At 58.0% G+C, this 19,201-nt stretch carries 14 protein-coding genes; 7 read left to right on the forward strand and 7 right to left on the reverse strand.

The annotated features are described in order from the left end of the window. Positions 1 to 22 precede the first annotated feature (22 nt). The 7 genes from ACORNT_RS01805 to ACORNT_RS01835 all read left to right on the forward strand — a co-directional run bounded on the left by ACORNT_RS01805 (position 23) and on the right by ACORNT_RS01835 (position 5,996). Positions 23 to 271 (forward strand): lipopolysaccharide assembly protein LapA domain-containing protein, encoded by a 249-nt coding sequence (locus tag ACORNT_RS01805; protein WP_321394531.1) that lies wholly within the window; start codon positions 23 to 25, stop codon positions 269 to 271. A gap of 102 nt (positions 272 to 373) precedes the next feature. Further along, the gene (pyrF, locus tag ACORNT_RS01810) at positions 374 to 1,096 is read left to right on the forward strand and encodes an orotidine-5'-phosphate decarboxylase (RefSeq protein ID WP_321394534.1); all 723 of its coding nucleotides are present in this window, start codon (positions 374 to 376) and stop codon (positions 1,094 to 1,096) included. A gap of 2 nt (positions 1,097 to 1,098) precedes the next feature. Next, positions 1,099 to 1,761 (forward strand): phosphoribosylanthranilate isomerase, encoded by a 663-nt coding sequence (locus tag ACORNT_RS01815; protein ID WP_321394538.1) that lies wholly within the window; start codon positions 1,099 to 1,101, stop codon positions 1,759 to 1,761. Then, positions 1,754 to 2,974: a tryptophan synthase subunit beta gene (gene trpB / locus ACORNT_RS01820; RefSeq protein WP_321394543.1), complete on the forward strand. Its 1,221-nt coding sequence runs from the start codon at positions 1,754 to 1,756 to the stop codon at positions 2,972 to 2,974. Before ACORNT_RS01815 ends, trpB begins: the two co-directional genes overlap by 8 nt. Before the next feature lies 1 nt (position 2,975). Beyond that, a complete protein-coding gene (gene trpA, locus ACORNT_RS01825; protein WP_321394545.1) occupies positions 2,976 to 3,797 on the forward strand; it encodes a tryptophan synthase subunit alpha in 822 nt (273 codons plus the stop codon). 26 nt (positions 3,798 to 3,823) lie between these two features. Beyond that, a complete protein-coding gene (gene accD, locus ACORNT_RS01830) occupies positions 3,824 to 4,708 on the forward strand; it encodes an acetyl-CoA carboxylase, carboxyltransferase subunit beta (protein ID WP_321394548.1) in 885 nt (294 codons plus the stop codon). Beyond that, on the forward strand, positions 4,695 to 5,996 hold the full coding sequence (locus tag ACORNT_RS01835; protein ID WP_321394551.1) for a folylpolyglutamate synthase/dihydrofolate synthase family protein: 1,302 nt from the start codon (positions 4,695 to 4,697) through the stop codon (positions 5,994 to 5,996). The genes accD and ACORNT_RS01835 overlap by 14 nt, the downstream gene beginning before the upstream one ends. Before the next feature lie 69 nt (positions 5,997 to 6,065). On the opposite strand, the gene trxA is transcribed toward ACORNT_RS01835, so the two are convergent. From trxA to ahcY, 7 genes are all read right to left on the reverse strand, one after another. After that, positions 6,066 to 6,386, reverse strand: a complete 321-nt coding sequence (gene trxA / locus ACORNT_RS01840) for a thioredoxin (RefSeq protein ID WP_321394554.1) — start codon at positions 6,384 to 6,386, stop codon at positions 6,066 to 6,068. Between the two features lie 87 nt (positions 6,387 to 6,473). Further along, complete coding sequence (addA, locus tag ACORNT_RS01845; protein WP_321394557.1) at positions 6,474 to 9,902, reverse strand: double-strand break repair helicase AddA; 3,429 nt, start codon at positions 9,900 to 9,902, stop codon at positions 6,474 to 6,476. Beyond that, the gene (gene addB, locus ACORNT_RS01850; protein ID WP_321394560.1) at positions 9,899 to 12,925 is read right to left on the reverse strand and encodes a double-strand break repair protein AddB; all 3,027 of its coding nucleotides are present in this window, start codon (positions 12,923 to 12,925) and stop codon (positions 9,899 to 9,901) included. The genes addA and addB overlap by 4 nt, the downstream gene beginning before the upstream one ends. After that, entirely contained in the window at positions 12,925 to 14,700 is a 1,776-nt protein-coding gene (locus ACORNT_RS01855) for a phosphotransferase (protein ID WP_321394562.1), read from the reverse strand. The genes addB and ACORNT_RS01855 overlap by 1 nt, the downstream gene beginning before the upstream one ends. Continuing rightward, on the reverse strand, positions 14,693 to 15,184 hold the full coding sequence (gene tsaE / locus ACORNT_RS01860) for a tRNA (adenosine(37)-N6)-threonylcarbamoyltransferase complex ATPase subunit type 1 TsaE (protein ID WP_321394565.1): 492 nt from the start codon (positions 15,182 to 15,184) through the stop codon (positions 14,693 to 14,695). Before tsaE ends, ACORNT_RS01855 begins: the two co-directional genes overlap by 8 nt. 38 nt (positions 15,185 to 15,222) lie before the next feature. Then, positions 15,223 to 17,721: a PAS domain-containing sensor histidine kinase gene (locus ACORNT_RS01865; RefSeq protein ID WP_321394568.1), complete on the reverse strand. Its 2,499-nt coding sequence runs from the start codon at positions 17,719 to 17,721 to the stop codon at positions 15,223 to 15,225. Between the two features lie 115 nt (positions 17,722 to 17,836). Then, positions 17,837 to 19,132 (reverse strand): adenosylhomocysteinase, encoded by a 1,296-nt coding sequence (ahcY, locus tag ACORNT_RS01870; RefSeq protein WP_321394570.1) that lies wholly within the window; start codon positions 19,130 to 19,132, stop codon positions 17,837 to 17,839. Between the last annotated feature and the right edge of the window lie 69 nt (positions 19,133 to 19,201).

The following is a 19,201-nucleotide window of genomic DNA, read 5'->3' on the forward strand; positions in this document are numbered from 1 at the left end:
TATTGCCGTCTCCAACCAGGAGATGGTCGAACTCAGTCTCTATCCCCTGCCCTGGGTTATTCAGGGCATCCCCAAATTTCTGTTGATCTTTCTGGGCATTTTTATCGGTCTCGGGGCCGGCTGGATTGTCGCGATATCCAGTTCCTTCAAACACCGCCGCACCCGCCGACGGCTGGAAAGACAGGTCCGGGAGCTTGAAAGTGAGTTAAAATCCTTGTCAAACCGCCCTGTTCGTGAGACAAAAAGCCCGAAAATTATATCCGACGAATAGTCCACACAGTTACCCTGAACCAGTGCCATCTGATGAGCGCTCCCTTGATCTTCGGACTGGTCGAACATAAATAATGTGTGGATGGAAAAACCGGGAACTATCATGACGGAACTGGAAGCCCATAAACGTATCCTCTGTGCCCTGGATACGACAGATACAGAACAGGCCTGTGAACTGGCCCGCGCACTCGAACCCCATGTGGGGGGCGTCAAGCTGGGGCTGGAATATTTCGGCGCCCACGGCCCGGATGGATTCCGCAAAGTGGCGAAAACAGGCATGCCGATTTTCCTGGACCTGAAACTGCACGATATTCCCAACACGGTGGCCAAGGCCATTCACGCCCTGATGCCCCTCAAACCGTCGATCCTGACCATTCATACAGCCGGCGGGCCGACGATGATGGCGGCGGCTGCCAAAGCGGCAACTGAGGCCGCAAAGAATGTTGGATGCGCCCGGCCGATTGTTGTCGGGGTCACCATCCTGACCAGTCTGGATAAAACAGACCTGGAAGCGGTCGGATACCAGAATAACCTGTCCGACCAGGTTGTCCGCCTGGCCCGGCTGGCAAAAGACAGCGGCCTTGACGGCGTCGTCTGTTCGCCGTTGGAGATTGAACTGATCAAGGAAGCCTGTGGCAAAGACTTTAAACTGGTTGTTCCGGGTATTCGCCCGGCCGGCAGCGCCACCGGCGACCAGAAGCGCATAATGACCCCGCGTGAAGCCGTGGAGAAAGGCGCCGACTATATCGTGATCGGCCGCCCGATCACCCAGGCTGAAAATCCCGCCGCCGCCGCCCGCGCGATTGCCCAAGAGCTTGGGGCCTGAATATGCCCGTGGCGGTAAAAATATGCGGGCTTTCCACGCCCGAAAGCCTGAATGCGGCCATTGACCATGGCGCCGCCTATGTGGGCTTTGTTTTTTATCCGCCTTCCCCGCGGAATATCAGCCCTGAAAAAGCCGGGGAGCTAACCGCCATGGTGCCCGCGACTGCGAAAAAAGTCGGTGTTTTTGTCAATCCGGACGACAGCCTGCTGGAAGAAGTTCTTTCAGCCGCCAGCCTCGACATCCTGCAGCTTCATGGCTCGGAAAGCCCTGACCGGGTGCGGGAGATCAGGGAAAAATTCGACAGGCCGGTGATGAAAGCCATTGCCGTTGCCGGGGCAGAGGATATCCGGGCGGCAAAAACCTATGAAACCAGCGCAGATATGTTGCTGTTTGATGCAAAAGCGCCTAAAAACCTTGAGAACGCCCTGCCGGGCGGCAATGGACTTGCCTTTGACTGGCAACTGATCCGGGACAGCCAATGGTCTGTTCCCTGGATGTTGTCCGGCGGACTGGATGCGGACAATATTTCCGAAGCCATTGCCACAAGCGCGGCGGAAATAGTCGATGTCTCCAGCGGGGTCGAAGTCCGGCCCGGCGAAAAAGACGTACATAAAATAAAAGCCTTTATCGAAGCCACCAAGAGTAAGGACAAGACACATGGGTAGCGAGACCCAAAAGCCAAACACCTTCCGGGCAGGACCGGACAGCGAAGGCCATTTCGGTATCTTCGGCGGCCGCTTTGTGGCCGAGACCCTGATGCCGCTGATCCTGGAACTGGAGCAGGCCTATAATGTCGCGAAGGAGGACCCGGAATTCCATCGGGAATTTCACGAGCTGCTTACTGAATTTGTCGGCCGTCCGAGCCCGCTCTATTACGCAGAGCGCCTGACCGAGCATCTGGGTGGTGCGAAAATCTATCTCAAGCGGGAAGAGCTGAACCATACCGGCGCGCACAAGATCAACAACTGCATCGGCCAGATCCTGCTGGCCCGCCGAATGGGCAAACAGCGCATCATCGCTGAAACCGGCGCCGGACAGCATGGCGTCGCCACCGCCACGGTCTGTGCCCGCTTCGGCATGAAATGCGTGGTCTATATGGGTGCCAAGGATATCGAACGGCAGAAACCAAATGTCTTCCGCATGAAGCTTCTGGGCGCCGAAGTGGTGCCCTGCACCTCCGGTTCCGAAAGTCTGAAGGATGCCATGAATGACGCCATGCGCGACTGGGTGGCCAATGTGGAGGACACCTTCTATATCATCGGCACTGCCGCAGGTCCGCACCCCTATCCGGAGCTGGTGCGTGATTTCCAGAGCGTGATCGGCAATGAAACCCGCGAGCAGATCATGGAAAAGGAAGGCCGATTGCCCGACAGCCTGGTGGCCTGTGTCGGCGGCGGTTCCAACGCCATCGGCCTGTTCCATCCGTTCCTGGACGATGCCTGTGAAATGTACGGCGTGGAGGCCGCGGGTCTTGGCGTCAATACGGACAAACATGCGGCGTCCCTGACCGGTGGCCGGCCGGGCGTATTGCACGGCAACCGCACCTACCTGCTGATGGATGACGACGGCCAGATCACCGAAGCCCATTCCATTTCCGCTGGCCTGGATTATCCCGGCATCGGCCCCGAACACAGCTTCCTGCATGACGTCGGCCGGGTCACCTATGTGCCTGTGACGGACAGGGAGGCGCTGGAAGCCTTCCAGGTCTGCACCCAGCTTGAAGGCATTATCCCTGCCCTGGAAAGCGCCCATGCCATTGCCTTTGTCCTGAAGAAGGCACCGGAACTGCCGAAGGACCATATCATGGTCATGAACCTGTCCGGCCGGGGGGACAAGGACATCTTCACAGTGGCCGATGCCCTGGGAGCGGAGATCTGATATGGGTGTAGAACGTATTGAACAGAAATTCGCCAACCTGAAATCCCGCAACCGGGCCGGTCTTGTCACCTTCATTACCGGTGGTGATCCGGATTACGAAACATCCCTGGAAATTCTGAAGGGTCTGCCTGCGGCCGGGGCCGACATTATCGAACTGGGTATGCCCTTTTCCGATCCCATGGCGGATGGTCCGGCCATTCAGGCGGCAAGCCTGCGTGCCCTCAAGGCGGGCATGACCCTGAAAAAATGCCTGGCTATGGTGCGTGAATTCCGCAAGGAAAATACAGAGACCCCGCTGATCCTGATGGGTTATTATAATCCGATCTATATTTACGGCGTGGACCGGTTTCTGGACGATGCGCTTGAGGCCGGTGTCGACGGCCTGATTGTCGTCGACCTGCCGCCGGAAGAAGATGCGGAACTGGCTATCCCGGCCCTGAAAGCCGGCATGGGCATGATTCATCTGGCGACGCCGACCACCGATAACGCCCGGCTGGCCAGGATCGTCGCCCATGGGTCAGGTTTCCTCTATTATGTCTCCATCGCCGGGATTACCGGCACCCGCGAGCCGGACCTCGGGCCGGTGCGGACCGCCATCGAGAATTTCCGCGGCCAGACCGACCTGCCGCTGGCCGTAGGCTTCGGGATCAAAACCCCGGAAAATGTGGCGTCCTTTGCTGAATTTGCCGATGCAGTCGTTGTCGGCTCCGCAATCGTGTCCATCATTGAACATGAGGAAAATCTTGCAAATTCTGATACAAAAGCTAAAGTCCTGACTTTCGTGCAGGAACTTGCGACCGGTATCGACAAGGCGCGCCGTTAAAGCACAACAGTTGGAAAAGGTAGAATATGAGCTGGCTGACCAATTATGTACGCCCCAAAATCCGGGCGGTTCTGAAACAGAAGAAGGAAACTCCGGATAATCTTTGGCACAAGTGTAAAAGCTGTGGGCAACTTCTGTATGTGAAGGATTTCCTGGCTAACCTGAGCGTTTGCCCGCATTGTGATTTCCATGACAGAATTGGCCCCACCGAACGGTTCAAGAGCCTGTTTGACAAGGGCGACTTCGCCCTGATCGATCTGCCCAGTCCCAAGGAAGACCCACTTAAATTCAGGGATCAGAAAAAATACACCGACCGCATAAAGGCGGCCCGGGCGAATTCGGAATTCAGGGATGCCATTGCCGTGGCCTATGGCCAGATGGGCAATGTCAAGGCTGTGGTTGCGGTTCAGAACTTCCTGTTCATGGGCGGTTCCATGGGCATGGCCGTTGGTGAAGGCATCATTACCGCAGCCCGGCATGCTGTCGACAAGAAAGCGCCGCTGGTGCTGTTTACCGCCGCGGGCGGGGCCCGCATGCAGGAGGGGATCCTGTCCCTGATGCAGATGCCGCGGACCACTGTTGCTGTGGAAATGGTCAAGGACGCAGGCCTGCCCTATGTCGTGGTGCTGACCGACCCGACCACCGGTGGTGTGACCGCTTCCTACGCCATGCTGGGCGATGTACATATTGCCGAACCCAATGCACTGATCTGTTTTGCCGGCCCCCGGGTGATCAAGGACACCATCCGCGAGGAACTGCCGGAAGGCTTCCAGCGCTCGGAATATCTGATTGAGCACGGCATGCTGGACATGATCGTGCATCGCAAGGAAATGCGGGCCAAGCTGGTTCAGCTCCTCAGCCTTCTGATGAAACAGCCGGGGACGCTGGCGCTGACCCATGAACCTGCCTGACAAACACCGTCTGAGCGACCAGGTTCTGGACCGCTTGTACCGGCTGCATCCCAAGAAAATCGACCTGTCCCTTGACCGGATGGAACGTATCCTTGCCGCCCTCGGCCATCCGGAGCGGCACTTGCCGCCGGTCATCCATGTGGCCGGCACCAACGGCAAGGGCTCGACCACAGCCTTCCTGCGCGCCATACTGGAAGCAGCCGGACTCAGAGTTCATGTCTATACCTCGCCGCATCTGGTCAGATTCGCAGAACGGATCCGGCTTGCCGGAAAACTGATCGCCGAAGACTATCTTCTCGAGCTTCTGGATCATTGCGAACAGGTCAATGGCGAACAACCCATCACCTATTTCGAAATGACCACGGCACTGGCCTTCAAGGCCTTTGCCGATGTGCCGGCCGAGGTGCTGTTGCTAGAGGTCGGCCTCGGCGGGCGGTTTGACGCCACCAATATGATTGATAAGCCGCTCAGCACCGTGATCACCCCGGTCTCTCTTGATCATGAACAGTTTCTGGGCTCGGATCTGGCCGGGATCGGCCGGGAAAAGGCGGGCATTGCCAAAAAGAATGTTCCGCTGGTTGTCGCCCCCCAGCCTGATGTTGTCCGGAAGGCCATTCTGGCGACCGCGCAGGACGCGGGAGCCGTGCCGGTCATGGGTGGCGATGCCTGGAAATGCATTTTTACCGACGGCGGTTTCCTCTATGAGGATTTCCGGGGCACGCTGGACCTGCCGCAACCGGCCCTGGCCGGCCTGCACCAGCAGGAAAATGCCGCCCTGGCCATCGCCTGCCTGCGTCACCAGCGGACCTTCGAAATTACAGAAAACCATATCCGCAAAGGCCTCCAGACGGTGGAGTGGCCGGCCCGGATGCAGAATCTGTCAAAGACTTCCCTTGCCGGCATCCTGCCAGAGGGCAGTGAGCTGTGGCTCGATGGTGGTCATAACCCGGCCGCTGGAGAAATTGTCGCCAATCTGTTCCGGGAACGGAAAGACCTGCCGCTGCATCTCATCTGCGGCATGATGGCCAACAAGGACACCCGGGGCTTCCTGGCGCCGCTCTCGCCGCTGGTGACAAAACTGTACGGTATCCATGTACCGGAAGAAGACAGCCACAGCGCCGAGGCCATTGCCGATATGGCCCGGAAAGTGGGAATTGACGCCGAGGCCATGCCCGGATTTGCAGAGAGTCTGGAAAAGATCGGACAGGTACAAAACAGCCCTGTCAGGGTGCTGATCTGCGGATCACTCTATCTGGCCGGCAAGGTTCTGGCCCTCACAGAAAACTGACCCAAAATAGAAGAGCGCCGACCGGGAGGTCGACGCCCTTCTCTCTTCAAGCACCTTGGGGGAAAATGCTCAAAGATTCTCGTTTAACCAGGCCGTCAGGTCGGTTTTTGAGGTAGCACCGATTTTCATCGCGGCCACTTCACCGCCCTTGAACAGGAGCATGGTTGGAATACTGCGTACGCCGTAGCGGGTCGGAGCTTCAGGGTTCTCGTCGATATTTACCTTGGCGATGGTGACCTTGTCAGCCATTTCACCGGAGACATCTTCCAGAACCGGGCCGATCTGTTTACAGGGTCCGCACCATTCCGCCCAGAAGTCTACCAGAACCGGTTTTTCCGCCTTCAGGACTTCACCTTCGAAGCCTGCATCGGTCACTGCAATTGTACTCATCAGTCATTCCTTGATTTATGAATATTATCCTCACACCCAAATGTAAGAACAGGACGGGGCGACGTCAAGACATTCAAGAAAACGTGATTAAAAATTCACCGGATCGAGCACTTCATCCGGCAGTTCCATCAGCCGCGCTACATCCGTCCACAGCAGCGCCGTGCGTATTTCGAGTCCCGGATAAATATCCCGCAGGATATGCCGGTAAGCCGCCATCTGGCGCAAGTAAAGGGCCGGCACCTTGTCAGGTGATGACGGCGGCGGCCGGTTGGTCTTGTAATCCACCACCAGGATTTCCCCGTCCGTTTTCACCAGCCGGTCGACCTGGCCGGAGACAGGCGTCCGCCCGACCAGTCCCACAATGGGCACCTCGGCCCGGCTGTCCGGTCCGAACAGGGCTTCAAATCTTGCATCTTCAAGGATGGAGATGACTTCCCCGGCGATCTGCTTCTGGTCCGCCCCCGACAGCCCATGCGCCGGCTGACACAGGAATTTTCCGGCCGCACCCTCGCGTATATCGGGGGGCAGACCCGGCAATATCTCCAGCAGCCGGTGAATGAGCCTGCCACGGTGGAACCGCTGTTCCTCCTTCGCCTGCCGCGCGCGCATGGTCAGCGGGCTCAGCACTGCGGGCTCTTCCTCCACCGGCCGGGAGGGGGTAAGCGGTCGCGGCGGCACCGGTTCGGCCCCGGGCAGCTTTCTTGCCCAGCCGGGGAGCGGCGGAAGCTCGCTCGCAGTCGTAATATCAGCCGCTTTCTGTTTGACCGCCTTTTCCTGGGGATTACTCAGGCGCAGCAAAGGCTGATCGTTCCAGGCCTCCTGGGTTTCCACCCCGTCCATTCCCGACAGAGCCCTTTCAATCAGGTCATACCAGCAGTTCTGGGCCCGCCCCTGCTTACCTTCCCAGCCACTGATATAAAGCCGGTCCTCTGCCCGGGTCAGGGCCACATACAGCAGACGCAGATATTCCTCGTCGCGAATTCGCCGGTTTTCATCCTGCACTTCTTTTGCCGGGCCCAGGGCATTGGCTGAACTTCCCGGCCACAACATCATTGGTGTGCCGTCATTATCGGCCCACAGGATCTTTTTATCCCGGCTTGGCGCCTGGCAGCTATCGGGCAGGAAGACGATGGGCGCCTGCAGACCCTTGGCGCCATGCACGGTCATGATCCGCACCTGATCCTGGCCCTGTTCCATGTCGCGTTTGATTTCCATTTTGCTGCGACCGACCCAGCTCAGGAAGCCCTGCAGGGAGGAGACGTTGTTCTGCTCGTAGGCCATGGCGAGGGAAAGGAATTCATCCATGGGATCGCTGGCCTCGTCACCAAGCCGGGCGAGGATTTTTTCCCGGCCCCGGAGAGGCCCGAGAAGACAGCTGTAGAATTCAAAGGGCGGAGAGAAATCGGCATAGCCGGTGAGCGTTGTGAGATAGTCTACCGCCCCGGCGAAGCGTTCATTTTCCTGCCGCCGTTTCAGCAATGCCCCCCACAGGCTTTCGCCTTTTTTGCGGCCTGCCGCCAGATCAAACAGGTCCTCTTCACTGAACCCCACCAGCGGGCTTTTCAGCACCACCGCCAGGGTCAGGTCGTCATCGGGCAGCAACACAAAATTTCCCGCCGCCATCAGGTCCTGCACTGCCAGCTGATCGGTCAATACCATCTTGTCCTGTCCAGCCACCGGGATGCCCCGGGACTTGAGCGCCCGGATCAGATAATCATCAAACTTGCCACGCCGGCGCACCAGAATCAGAATATCCCCCGGCGTGACCGGTCGGTCGGTGGAGTCCAGCTTTTCACCATGATCAAGCCAGCCGCGAATGGTTTCGGCGATGCGTGTGGCAAGACGCATTTCCGGACTGCGCGACGGCTTCTGGATCACCGGCGGCGCCCAGTCGTCATCTTCCGGTTCTTCGGGCATCACTTCTGTCGGCCAGAGCTCGACCAGACCCGCCTCGCCGTTCCGGTTGGGCTGATGCAGGATCTCTTCATGACTGAAGGACAGGGCGAGGCGATGTTCCGGCGCCTCGAACACCCGGTCCACTACATTGAGGACCGCCGCCGTAGAGCGGAACGACAGGTCCAGGGCCACATCATGGAAATCCAGGCTCACTTCCCCGGCCCGCTGCTCGAAATGGGCCCGGGTTTCGACAAACTGGCGCGGATCAGCCCGCTGGAAACTGTAGATGGACTGTTTCACATCGCCGACGGCAAAAATGGTGCGGGTTACTTCGCGGGCGCTTTCACCGGCAAAGAATTCCCCGGCCAGGGTGCGGATCACCTGCCACTGTTCCGGGTTTGTGTCCTGGGCCTCGTCAATCAGGATATGGTCGATGCCGCCGTCGAGCTTGAACAGGATCCAGTCGGCCACATCCGGCTTGCCCAGCAGGCCGGTGACCGTCAGGATCAGGTCGTCATAATCCAGCACCGCATGGCGTTTCTTGCTTTCCCGGTAGGCGCTGCTGAAGGCCTCGCCGATGGCCAGAAGCGCCCGGGTATTGTCCAGCATGGCCAGCAGGCGCAGGCGCTCGTTCACCCTGATAATCCGCTCCGCTTCCTCCTGCAGGATCTCCAGCGCCTGCGGACAGGCGTCCTGGACTTTTTTGGTAGCTGGTCTTGCCAGAGCTTCGCCTTTTTTCGTCAGAAAGGCACCGGTATAATCAGCAAATAGGGCAATCCGCTGTTCCGGCGTGGACAGCCAGGCCGCCATCACTTCCGCTTTATCTTTGTCTGTTTTAGTACCCGCCAGCAGGTGCGACAGGACAAGCCTGAGGCCCGCCCCGTCGAAATTTTCCTCGGTACAGGCAGCCCGCAGAACATCCTCGGAGGTCTCAGTCGCGGTAAGGCCGAGAAAAGCCCTGAGTTTAAAGGTCACTTCGGCGACGGTCCTGAAGCGATCCATCAGACGTTCAAGCCGCCCGCGCTCGCTGACCAGTTCACCAATCAGTTCGGCAAAGGTCTGTTCCGCCACCCGGGCCGAAATATGAGACAGGGCATCGGTCAGGGTCCGGTTGCTCTGGGCGCGGGCCTCGCCAAAAATAATATCCCGGGCCCGCTGCAGATGTTCGCCGGCAGTCAGGTCGTCCATGACCTTGAAATGGGGCGCGAGGCTGGCCTCGACAGGGAAGCGGCCGAGCAGCGACTGGCAAAAGGAATGGATGGTCTGGATCTTGAGCCCGCCCGGCACCTCCAGCACCTCGGCAAAAAGCTTGCGGGCCCGCTGGCGGATCTCTTCCGACGGGGTATGATCCAGCAGGCCGGTAAGTTCTTCAGTCAGTTGTTCTTCACTGCAGACCGCCCAGACCGCCAGCCGGTCATTGATGCGGTTGGCCATCTCCGCCGCTGCCGCCTTGGTGAAGGTCAGGCACAAAAGCCGCTCCGGCGAGGCCTGTTCCCCATCCAGCAGCAAGCGCAGCACCCGGTTGGTCAGCACGAAGGTCTTGCCGGTACCGGCAGACGCCCCGACCCAGACCGAGGCCGCCGGATCCGACGCGCGCCGTTGTTCCGGGGTCTGACTCATGGCGCATCCTCCCCATCTTCCTTCACACGGCCGTGCCATTCCCTGGTGCGGGCAAGGTGGTCATATTCACCGTAACCCAGCTGGGCCGGATTGGGATTACTGAGATAGGCACTGTCCGGCAGATCGAAATAAGTGACCAGTTTCAACAACCCCTCGCGGGATTTTTCAATCACCTCACCCACATCCATCTTGCTTGTCCGACTTGCCTGCTCATTAAAGGACGTGACCTTGGCCGGAGACTCCTCTCCGCCCCTGAGCTGCCAGTAGCTGAGGTCGGAGACGGTGCCGGACAAACCTTCAAAAGCACCATTCTGCACCATTAATCCCTCCAGCGGCAACTGAGGCGCATAACCTGCATGAAGCTGGCGTGCCGTTGCCGCCTGGCCGGTCTTGTAATCAATAATACTGAGGGTGCTGTCCGGCCGGGCGTCGATGCGGTCCGCCTTGGCGCTGAGGGTGAAATCCCCGCCCGGCAGAGCGAAAGTCATCTCCCCCCTCCGTTCAGTGGCCAGGGTCTTGTAGCCCTCGGCCCGGCGCTGTTTTTCCGTTTCGACAAACCAGTCGGCAATCTGGCAGAAGCGCGGCCACCAGAAGGCCTGCACCGTCGGCCGGTCGATAATATGCTCGAAAGCCTGTTTGCCAAGTACCAGAAGCTCCGCCAGCGGATCCGCGGGCAGAGTATCCGGATAACGGATCATGAAGTCCTCCAGCGCCTGGTGGATAATCACGCCCTTGTCAATGGCGCCAGGATCCGCATCCAGGTCATCCAGCGGCTCCAGCCTCAGGATTCGTTTCGCATAGAGGCTGTAGGGATCGCGCATCCAGGTCTGGATCGCCGTCACAGACAGTTTGCGTGGGCGCAAGTCCAGCGGCGGCACAGGCCGTGGCGGGTCAATCTGTATAGTTTCTGCCGGATGATCCAGTTCATAATACCAGTTCAGCCATTTGTCGGCCTCCGCGTCCCGGAAACGGTCCGGCGGCACGATGGCGTCCAGACGGGCAAGCCAGCGGGACTTCACCGTCGGGGTGCCGTCCACCTTTTCCGCCCGGGTCAGAATAACGTGCGGCGCCGCACAGGCCTGGACAAAGTCGTGGGCGCTGAGCCCGATTTTCTGTTCCAGCGACGGCAGACCAAAATCCTTACGCATGGGCCTGCTCATCCAGGGATCGACAGCGGCCTCCGGCGGCCAGCTTCCCTCATTCAGTCCGGCAAGGATCATCACGTCCGCATGCTGAAGCCGGGCCTCCAGCGGCCCCCAGATGTTCAATCGCGGGTGCTGGCCGTATTTGGGACGCACGGTGACATCGCCAAGGAAGACCTCGAACAGGGCCGGATATTGCTCCGGCGACAAATCCTCCATATTTTCCGCAGCAAGCTGCAGGTCTTCCATCAATTGCGCCGCCGCCTCCCCGGCATCCCCTTTCCAGAGATTTTCGGCCCCGGACCGGGTCTCATCGGCGGCCAGATTTTCCGCCAGAGTGATGTGGGCCACCAGAATATCGTCAAAGGAAAGTTCTTTTTTCGAGAACAATTCGGCAAAAGGCTGCATCAGGACGGCGACGTCACGCCACCAGTCCCGCAGTTCCTGCAGTCTGACACTGTCGCCTTCCGCAAGCTTTGCCCCGATGGCCCGGTCAATGCCGTCAAGACCGCCCTGCGGCCGCGGTCCCCGGAAGATGCTTTTCTCCAGCCTGCGCACCACCCGGCGAAACTGCCCCGTCTCCATGCCGGCCGACATCAGAGGATGTTTGAGCGCGGCAAGCAGGGAGACCGGCGCGAACTCCTCCGCCACCATCCAGGCCACCAGCCGCAGATACAGACCGGGGGCCGTATTAAACAGGGGAGTACCGGCGGAATCATCGACCAGGATGCCCCAGCGCTGCATTTCATTGGCGACACGGCGGGCCAGCTGCCGGTCGGGCGTGACAAGGGCGGCAGTCTTTTCCGGGGTTTCCAGCACCTCCCTCATGATCAGGGCGATGACGCCTGCTTCCTCCCGCGCACCGGGCAGGTCAAGGCGCGCCAGCCCCTTGGTTGCAAGGTCAAGGGGAAGGTCAAGACTGCGCCATTTGTCTGTGGTTTCGGCCGGGCGCATCACTTCACCGAGCAGCCGCTCCCGGGGCAGTCCGGCTTCATTATTTTCCCCGGCCAGCCACAGGTCGATTTCCTGCCGGTCGACGCCGATCTTGTTGAGCAATGCTTTCATGCTGTACTGGCTGTGGGTCGGGCCTATCACGTCCCAGCTTTCCTCATCCATCATGACGTCAACGCCGGGCAGGACCACACATCCGGCCGGCAACCGGGCGATCAGTTCCAGCAGGTCTGCGGTCGCCGGAATAGAACCGGTGGAGCCGGCGGCAATGACAGGGTGAGCCGGCGGGGCTGACAACCACTGATCCCGTAGTCCTTCCAAAAGCCTGTTGCGCCGTTCCGCCCCGTCCATATAGCCGGTGATCTTTAGAAGATTTGGCCATTCCGGGGTCAGGATCTGCAGAAAGTCGAGGGTTTCCTGCCAGTGAGTCGCGTAATCGGCAGGCACCAGATCCTTCAGGTCGTCAAAACTCAGCCGTTCCGTCTGCACCTGATCGAGGAACTGTCCCAACGCCCCGGCCAGGATCGCACACTGGGCGACCTCGGGAATATCCTTGCCCCGCTGGCGATACCAGCCACGGATGATTTTCATCAGCAGGAGTTGCCTCTGATAGCTGGATACGGCCGGTGGCAGCTCCACATCCTCAAGTCCGGCTGGAATAGCGCCGGAGGCCATGAGGAGTTCATCTTCATCCACATCACCGATAGGCTGCATCTGCGGCAAAAGCAGGGCTTTCTCCCCGCTTAACCTGAGGAAGGCCTCCCGCAATGACCGCACCGCCCGCCGGTTGGGCAGAAGCACCAGCACATCACTGAGGCTTATCGGGTCCCGTCCATAACGATCCAAAATTCCCCGGGCCAGTGTTTCCACGAATGAACACCGTGGTGGAATGGTATAGAGTTCCGGAGCTTTGCCCAGTCGACGCGGCATCAGGTGTCTCCCGGACCGGTCAGAGCCTTGTTACATTCTTCCAGGGCCTCGGGCGTGCCCACATGATACCAGTCACCATCATGAACAATGCCGTATAACCTTCCCGCGGCGGCAGCCCGGTCAAAAATCTCCCTGAGGGAAAAGGGCGCATTCGCCAAACCGTCAAACAGGATCGGTTTCATGGTCAGCACACCGGCGTACATATAGTCCGCCGACGCCTTTGGATTGGCAGAAGCCCTGCGCGGCATCAGGCGTCCGCTATCATCCCGGTGGAAATCACCGGCACCATCATAGCCCACGGCCTTATCCGTGGGCATCAGCAGCATCAGGATGTCCATGTCCTCCGGTCGCCAGTTCGCCGCCAGCCGATGCAGCATGGATTCACACCCTGGCGCAGTATTTTCCTGCCAGACAAGATCGCTGTTAAGCACATAAAAGCTTCGGTTTCCAAACCACGGCAACGCCTTCATGACGCCGCCGCCGCTGTCCATCAAGTGATCCCGTTCATCGGACAGGATCACCTTGGGCCGATGATCCGGCCGCACCTTCACAGCCGCCTCTATCTGATCGGCCAGATAATGCATATTGACCACCGCCGTCCTGACGCCAGCCGCCGCCAGACCATCCAGCAGGCGGTCCAGCATCGACTTGCCCGCCACCTTCAGCAGCGGTTTTGGTGTTTCGTCTGTCAACGGACGCATGCGGGTCCCGAGCCCCGCCGCCAGGATCATCGCCCTTGCCGCCGCCTGCGGCTTGGCTGCCGGTGCCTTCATGCGCAGGTTCCCCGGCACTTTCCTGTCGAACCAGTCCTTAAGCTCCCTGAGTGCCGGATGATCAAGGTCCCGCTGCAGAAGATCCCAGACCCTGGGGATAAGCGAGAGATATTTGTCCTTGCCGTCGCGCTGACACAACCGGGCGAAAATACCAATGATCTTGGCATTGCGCTGAGCACCAAGCAGGGCATAATCCCTCAGGAACTCCGCCGGCTCCAGCCCGGTCAGCTCCACATAGTCGTTCAACATTTTCAGTTCAAGTTCCGGCCCAACATCCCTGCGGGCATCCTGCAGCAAGGAAACCAGGTCATAGGCCCGGTGTCCCATCAGCGCATCCTGGAAATCCAGCAAACCCACCTGCCGGTCGTCAAAACGATCCGGCAGATGAAGCAGATTTTCCGCATGATAGTCGCGCAGGACAATACAGTCCCGGCTCTGGGAAATATCCTCCAGTACACATGACCAGAGATTGATAAACTCCTGTCGCTCCTCAGCCTCCAGACGACGGTTGGTCAGCAGGGGCAAATACCAGTCGACAAAAAGCGCCACTTCATCCAGAAGCACCTTCATATCATAAGCCGGCACCCTATAGAGTTCATCCCGGGTCACCATCAGCTGTTCCGGCACCGGCCGGTCCTGCAGGAAGGCCAGAAGGGAAACAGCCTTTTCATACAGGCTTTCCTCCCGGCCAAAATCCTTTTCAATCACCCGCGCAAAAAGGTCGTCACCCAGATCTTCCAATAGCAGGAAACCGTTCTCCATATCGGCAGCCAGAATTTGCGGTGCCGACAGTCCCAGGTCGCAGAGATATCGGGAGATGGCGACAAAGGGGCGCACATCCTCGAACGCAGGCGGGGCATCCATAAGGATGGCCGTTGCGTCGCCGCGGGACAGACGGTCATAGCGGCGAAAGGAGGCATCCCCCGCCACCGGACAAATGTCCGATCCTGCCCAGCCCTGTTGACCAATAAAGTCCTCTTTCAACGCGGTACGATCAGTCATTCGCGAATACTCCCGCCAGACGCCTTTGCCAGTGGTCGTCACCTTCCAGCGATACCAGCCGTTCATCCCCGTCCCCGGCGATTTCCAGCCGTATCACCAGATGCCCCTCCGGCAGGTAGGGGCCAAGTTTTGAGGGCCATTCAATCAGGCTGACGGCCAGGTCAAAGGCTTCATCTATGCCAAGCTCGAATGCCTCTTCCGGTTCCTCCAGACGATAGAAATCGAAGTGCCAGACACTCGGGGTCGTCTGGTCGTCCGGCGCCGGCTCGTAAACCTGGACAAGATTGAACGTTGGACTGGGCACATCCTCCGCATATCCCAGGGCATGGATAAGCGACCGGCAAAACTCCGTTTTACCGGCGCCGAGATCCCCCTCCAGCGCAAGAATATCGCCAATACGCAGACAATGCGAAAGCTTTTCCGCCAGCGTTCTGGTGGCGGCAAGGTCCGTCAGCCTGGTCTGATAAATTTTTCTGTTCGTCATGAAGGATTATTGTCGTGTCGGGGGTTCAATGGCAAGTCTCATTCACCGACCATTTTAATATTGATTTCATCCGGCACTGTCTTTGGCAGGCGGCAGGTCACCGTTGTTCCCATATTCAGCCGGCTGTCCACATCCATTGTACCGCCATGCATTTCGACAAAGCTTTTTGCCAGTGAAAGCCCCAGACCGGCGCCTTGGGTATTGCGGACGTTGCTGCCGGTGTAGAATTTTTCAAAGATTTGTTCGATCTCTCCGGCCGGAATGCCCACCCCTGTATCCTTGACAAAGATACGGTAGGAGCCGTTTTCCTCACGAGCACCGATCGTGATAAAACCGGGCGAAGGGGTGAATTTCACGGCATTGCTGATCAGGTTATGGACAGTATGATGAAGCCGCTTGCCATCCCCCGTGATCAGGCCGATATCATCCGGGCAGTCAAATTCGACCTCAAGTCCCTTGGCCCTGACATTATCCTCCAGGTCCTCCAGAACCTCCTTCAACATACCCTGCAGGCTGAAAGAGGAGACTTCCAGGGTCATGCCGCCGGCTTCGATCACGGCGAGGTCAAGAATGTCGTTGATCAGGCCCAGAAGATGATCCGAGGCCGACAGGATATTTCGCATATACTGATGCTGGTCGTCATTGAGCGGGCCCTGATACTCCTTTTCAAGGAGTTCGGAAAAACCGATAATACTGTTCAGGGGGTTCCTCAGCTCATAGGACATATGGGCCAGGAATTCGGTCTTGACCTTGTCGGTGGCTTCAAGGGCCAGGTTACGTTCACGCAGGGCGTTTTCAATCCGGAAGCTGTCGGTGACATCCAGGAAGGTCACCAGCACACCGCCATCAGGCAGCGAAACAGACATATAATCGATAACGGTGTCATTACGGAAATTAAGACGTCCGGAACCGCTCTCGCGACTTCCTTCGCCGCCGACGACAAGATCCCTCAAAGTCTCCATCTGGGACATGTTTCTGAAATTCTCGGCGCCCTGCTCCAGTACATCCATAATATGGGGAGATTCCTTCAGATAATCCTCGGACAGACCCCACATCTTGGCAAAACCCGGGTTGTTCAGCTGCAGGCAGCCATCGATGCCGAACACAGCTACCGCCTCATGCAGGTTATTGAGGGTTTCCTGCTGAACCGCAAACAGGGTATTGTAGGATCGTTCAAGCGCCAGATAGTCAGTTACATCCTCGTAAAAGATCAACAGGCCGCCCTGGGGGTGGGGCTGGGTCACCACGCGCAGGGTAGCTTCATCGGGCAGGTGCCACATTTCCTCGATCGGTTCCATCAGTTCCGTATAGGTGGAAAGCTGTTTCTGTTTCCAGACCGGGAAATTGGCCTGTTCCGGCAACCGCCGCGCCTCCCGCATGATTTCCAGGACCTCGGCATGATGAGGATGCGTAAACAGTCTTTCCTCGGGGATATGCCAGAGCCGGACAAAGGCGCTGTTGTAATATTCCAGGCGTTTGTCGAGGCCGAAAATGGCCACCGCCGTTGACAGTTTGTTGAGGGTTTCTGAATGGGATTCCGTGTGATGGATCAGTTCGCCACGGGCTTCCTCCAGTTCGGTGATATCCATGGCATAACCAAGGAAAGCGCGACTGCCATTGTCGCCATAAAGCGGGATATTGTGAATATCCATAGCACGCCGTTCGCCGCGAATTACTACAAAATGCTTGTCCCGCTGGGCCTCACCCGCCTTTTCCACCATCATGGCCATGTCTTTGGCGCTCTGGCCGAGGGTGCTGGTCACCAGTTCGAGCCCGTCTTCCAGTACCTGTTCCCGGCTTTCGCCTTCGACAGCCTCAACATAGGCCTTGTTCACCCAGATCAGGTCAAGGTCTTCATTCCTGATCCAGAAGGGCAGGGTCACCTGATCGGCAACGATCTGGTAGAAACGCAGTTCCTCACTCAGCCGGGCGAATTCCTGCTGCTGATGAACCGCGATATTTTCTTCTTCGGAAAGGTTCCTGAACCAGATGATACTGCCGCCGCCGGGACCTGCTGCCTGGTCAAGCAATTCCCCGTGTACGACAACACGTCTTTCCCCATCTTTCAGTTTCAGGATCAGGTAAAAGGACTTTCCCTGCTCCACCAATTGCTCGCTGCATTCACGCAACCGCATGAATTCCGGCAGTGAAATCCGGGCAATGGCCTCCCGCAAGCCGTCAAGGGACAGTATATTTTCCTTCAGCCCCATCCATTCCGCGAATCCGGGACTGGTGTTCAGGTGCCCTCTGGCGCCGATACGGATATAGACTTCCTGGCGGGAGGACAGCAGCCGCGCCAGATCATTATAGTCCCGTTCCCGCGCCTTGAGCCGCCGATTCAGTTTCCGCCGTGAAATCACAAGCCAGACGAGCATAATAAAAGCAAGCAGACAGAAGGGGATAAAGGCCGCGATGAAATAGCCGTTGTCCGGCAACAGAGTGACGGCAGCCGCATCAGCGCTCAGGCCTGTCGCCAGATAAATTGTCAGAAACAGGCCGGCACCCCGGAAAACACTGTTACCTGTTTGTCTTTTCATTCTTCTACCCACAACCGAAGTTCAGGGAATAAGTTAGCGGCTCACCAGGCAAAAAGAAAGCCTGTTAATGACACACAGGCATTAACAGGCTCAAATATTTAAATGACCGGACGGCTTAGTATCTGTAATGATCCGGCTTGAATGGTCCCTGAACGGGAACATCGATATAGTCAGCCTGCTTCTGGTTCAATTTGGTCAGCTTGACCCCAAGACGGTCAAGATGCAGGGAGGCCACTTTTTCATCAAGATGTTTGGGCAGCACATAAACCTTGTTGCCGTAGTTTTCTGAATTTTCCCACAGCTCGATCTGCGCCATCACCTGGTTGGTGAAAGAGGCGCTCATGACAAAGCTCGGATGGCCGGTGGCACAACCCAGGTTAACCAGGCGGCCCTTGGCCAGCACGATCAGGCGTTTGCCGTCCGGGAAAACCACTTCATCAACCTGTGGCTTGACTTCTTCCCAGGTATAATTTTCAAGAGCTGCGATCTGGATTTCGGAATCGAAATGTCCGATGTTGCAGACAATCGCCCGGTCTTTCATCTGGCGCATGTGATCGATGGTAATCACATCCACATTGCCGGTGGTTGTGACGAAAATGTCGCCTACAGATGCCGCGTCTTCCATGGTGGTCACTTCATAACCTTCCATGGCAGCCTGCAGGGCACAGATCGGATCAATTTCGGTGACCAGAACCCGGGCGCCCTGATTGCGCATGCTGGCGGCAGAACCCTTGCCCACATCGCCGTAACCGCAGACGACGCCAATCTTGCCGGCCATCATCACGTCAGTAGCCCGCTTGATACCGTCGACAAGGCTTTCCCGGCATCCATACAGGTTGTCGAATTTTGATTTGGTCACACTGTCATTCACATTGATGGCAGGAACCGTCAGCTTGCCGGCTTTTTCCATCTGATACAGCCGGAGGACGCCGGTTGTGGTTTCTTCGGAAATACCACGCACATCCTTCATCAGTTCCGGGAAGTCCTCATACATCATGGCGGTCAGGTCGCCGCCGTCGTCGAGGATCATGTTGGGGCGCCAGCCGTCCGGGCCGACGATGGTTTCCCGGATGCACCAGAGAAACTCTTCTTCGGTCAGGCCCTTCCAGGCAAAAACCGGTACATTAGATGCCGCAATAGCTGCCGCAGCGTGATCCTGGGTGGAAAAAATATTACAGGATGACCAACGGATTTCAGCCCCGAGTTCGATCAGGGTTTCAATCAGCACAGCGGTCTGAATGGTCATATGCAGACAGCCGGCAATACGGGCGCCTTTCAGCGGCTTACTTGCCCCGAACTCTTCCCGGAGCGCCATCAGGCCCGGCATTTCCGTTTCTGCAATGGCGATCTCACGGCGACCCCAGCCGGCCTGTGAAATGTCCGCAACTTTATAATCTGTAAATTCAGTCATTGGTCAGTCTTTCCTTTTCGCACCATACGCGCAAGCTTATAGCAAGTCTCAGCACTCGCCACAATAAAA

The organism is Emcibacter sp., from assembly GCF_963675455.1.
Lineage (GTDB): Bacteria > Pseudomonadota > Alphaproteobacteria > Sphingomonadales > Emcibacteraceae > Emcibacter.

Coding starts and splice junctions, on each gene's coding strand:
- ACORNT_RS01805 (WP_321394531.1), top strand. CDS start 23: ATGGTCGAACTCAGTCTCTATCCCCTGCCCTGGGTTATTCAGGGCATC.
- pyrF (WP_321394534.1), top strand. CDS start 374: ATGACGGAACTGGAAGCCCATAAACGTATCCTCTGTGCCCTGGATACG.
- ACORNT_RS01815 (WP_321394538.1), top strand. CDS start 1,099: ATGCCCGTGGCGGTAAAAATATGCGGGCTTTCCACGCCCGAAAGCCTG.
- trpB (WP_321394543.1), top strand. CDS start 1,754: ATGGGTAGCGAGACCCAAAAGCCAAACACCTTCCGGGCAGGACCGGAC.
- trpA (WP_321394545.1), top strand. CDS start 2,976: ATGGGTGTAGAACGTATTGAACAGAAATTCGCCAACCTGAAATCCCGC.
- accD (WP_321394548.1), top strand. CDS start 3,824: ATGAGCTGGCTGACCAATTATGTACGCCCCAAAATCCGGGCGGTTCTG.
- ACORNT_RS01835 (WP_321394551.1), top strand. CDS start 4,695: ATGAACCTGCCTGACAAACACCGTCTGAGCGACCAGGTTCTGGACCGC.
- trxA (WP_321394554.1), bottom strand. CDS start 6,386: ATGAGTACAATTGCAGTGACCGATGCAGGCTTCGAAGGTGAAGTCCTG.
- addA (WP_321394557.1), bottom strand. CDS start 9,902: ATGAGTCAGACCCCGGAACAACGGCGCGCGTCGGATCCGGCGGCCTCG.
- addB (WP_321394560.1), bottom strand. CDS start 12,925: ATGCCGCGTCGACTGGGCAAAGCTCCGGAACTCTATACCATTCCACCA.
- ACORNT_RS01855 (WP_321394562.1), bottom strand. CDS start 14,700: ATGACTGATCGTACCGCGTTGAAAGAGGACTTTATTGGTCAACAGGGC.
- tsaE (WP_321394565.1), bottom strand. CDS start 15,184: ATGACGAACAGAAAAATTTATCAGACCAGGCTGACGGACCTTGCCGCC.
- ACORNT_RS01865 (WP_321394568.1), bottom strand. CDS start 17,721: ATGAAAAGACAAACAGGTAACAGTGTTTTCCGGGGTGCCGGCCTGTTT.
- ahcY (WP_321394570.1), bottom strand. CDS start 19,132: ATGACTGAATTTACAGATTATAAAGTTGCGGACATTTCACAGGCCGGC.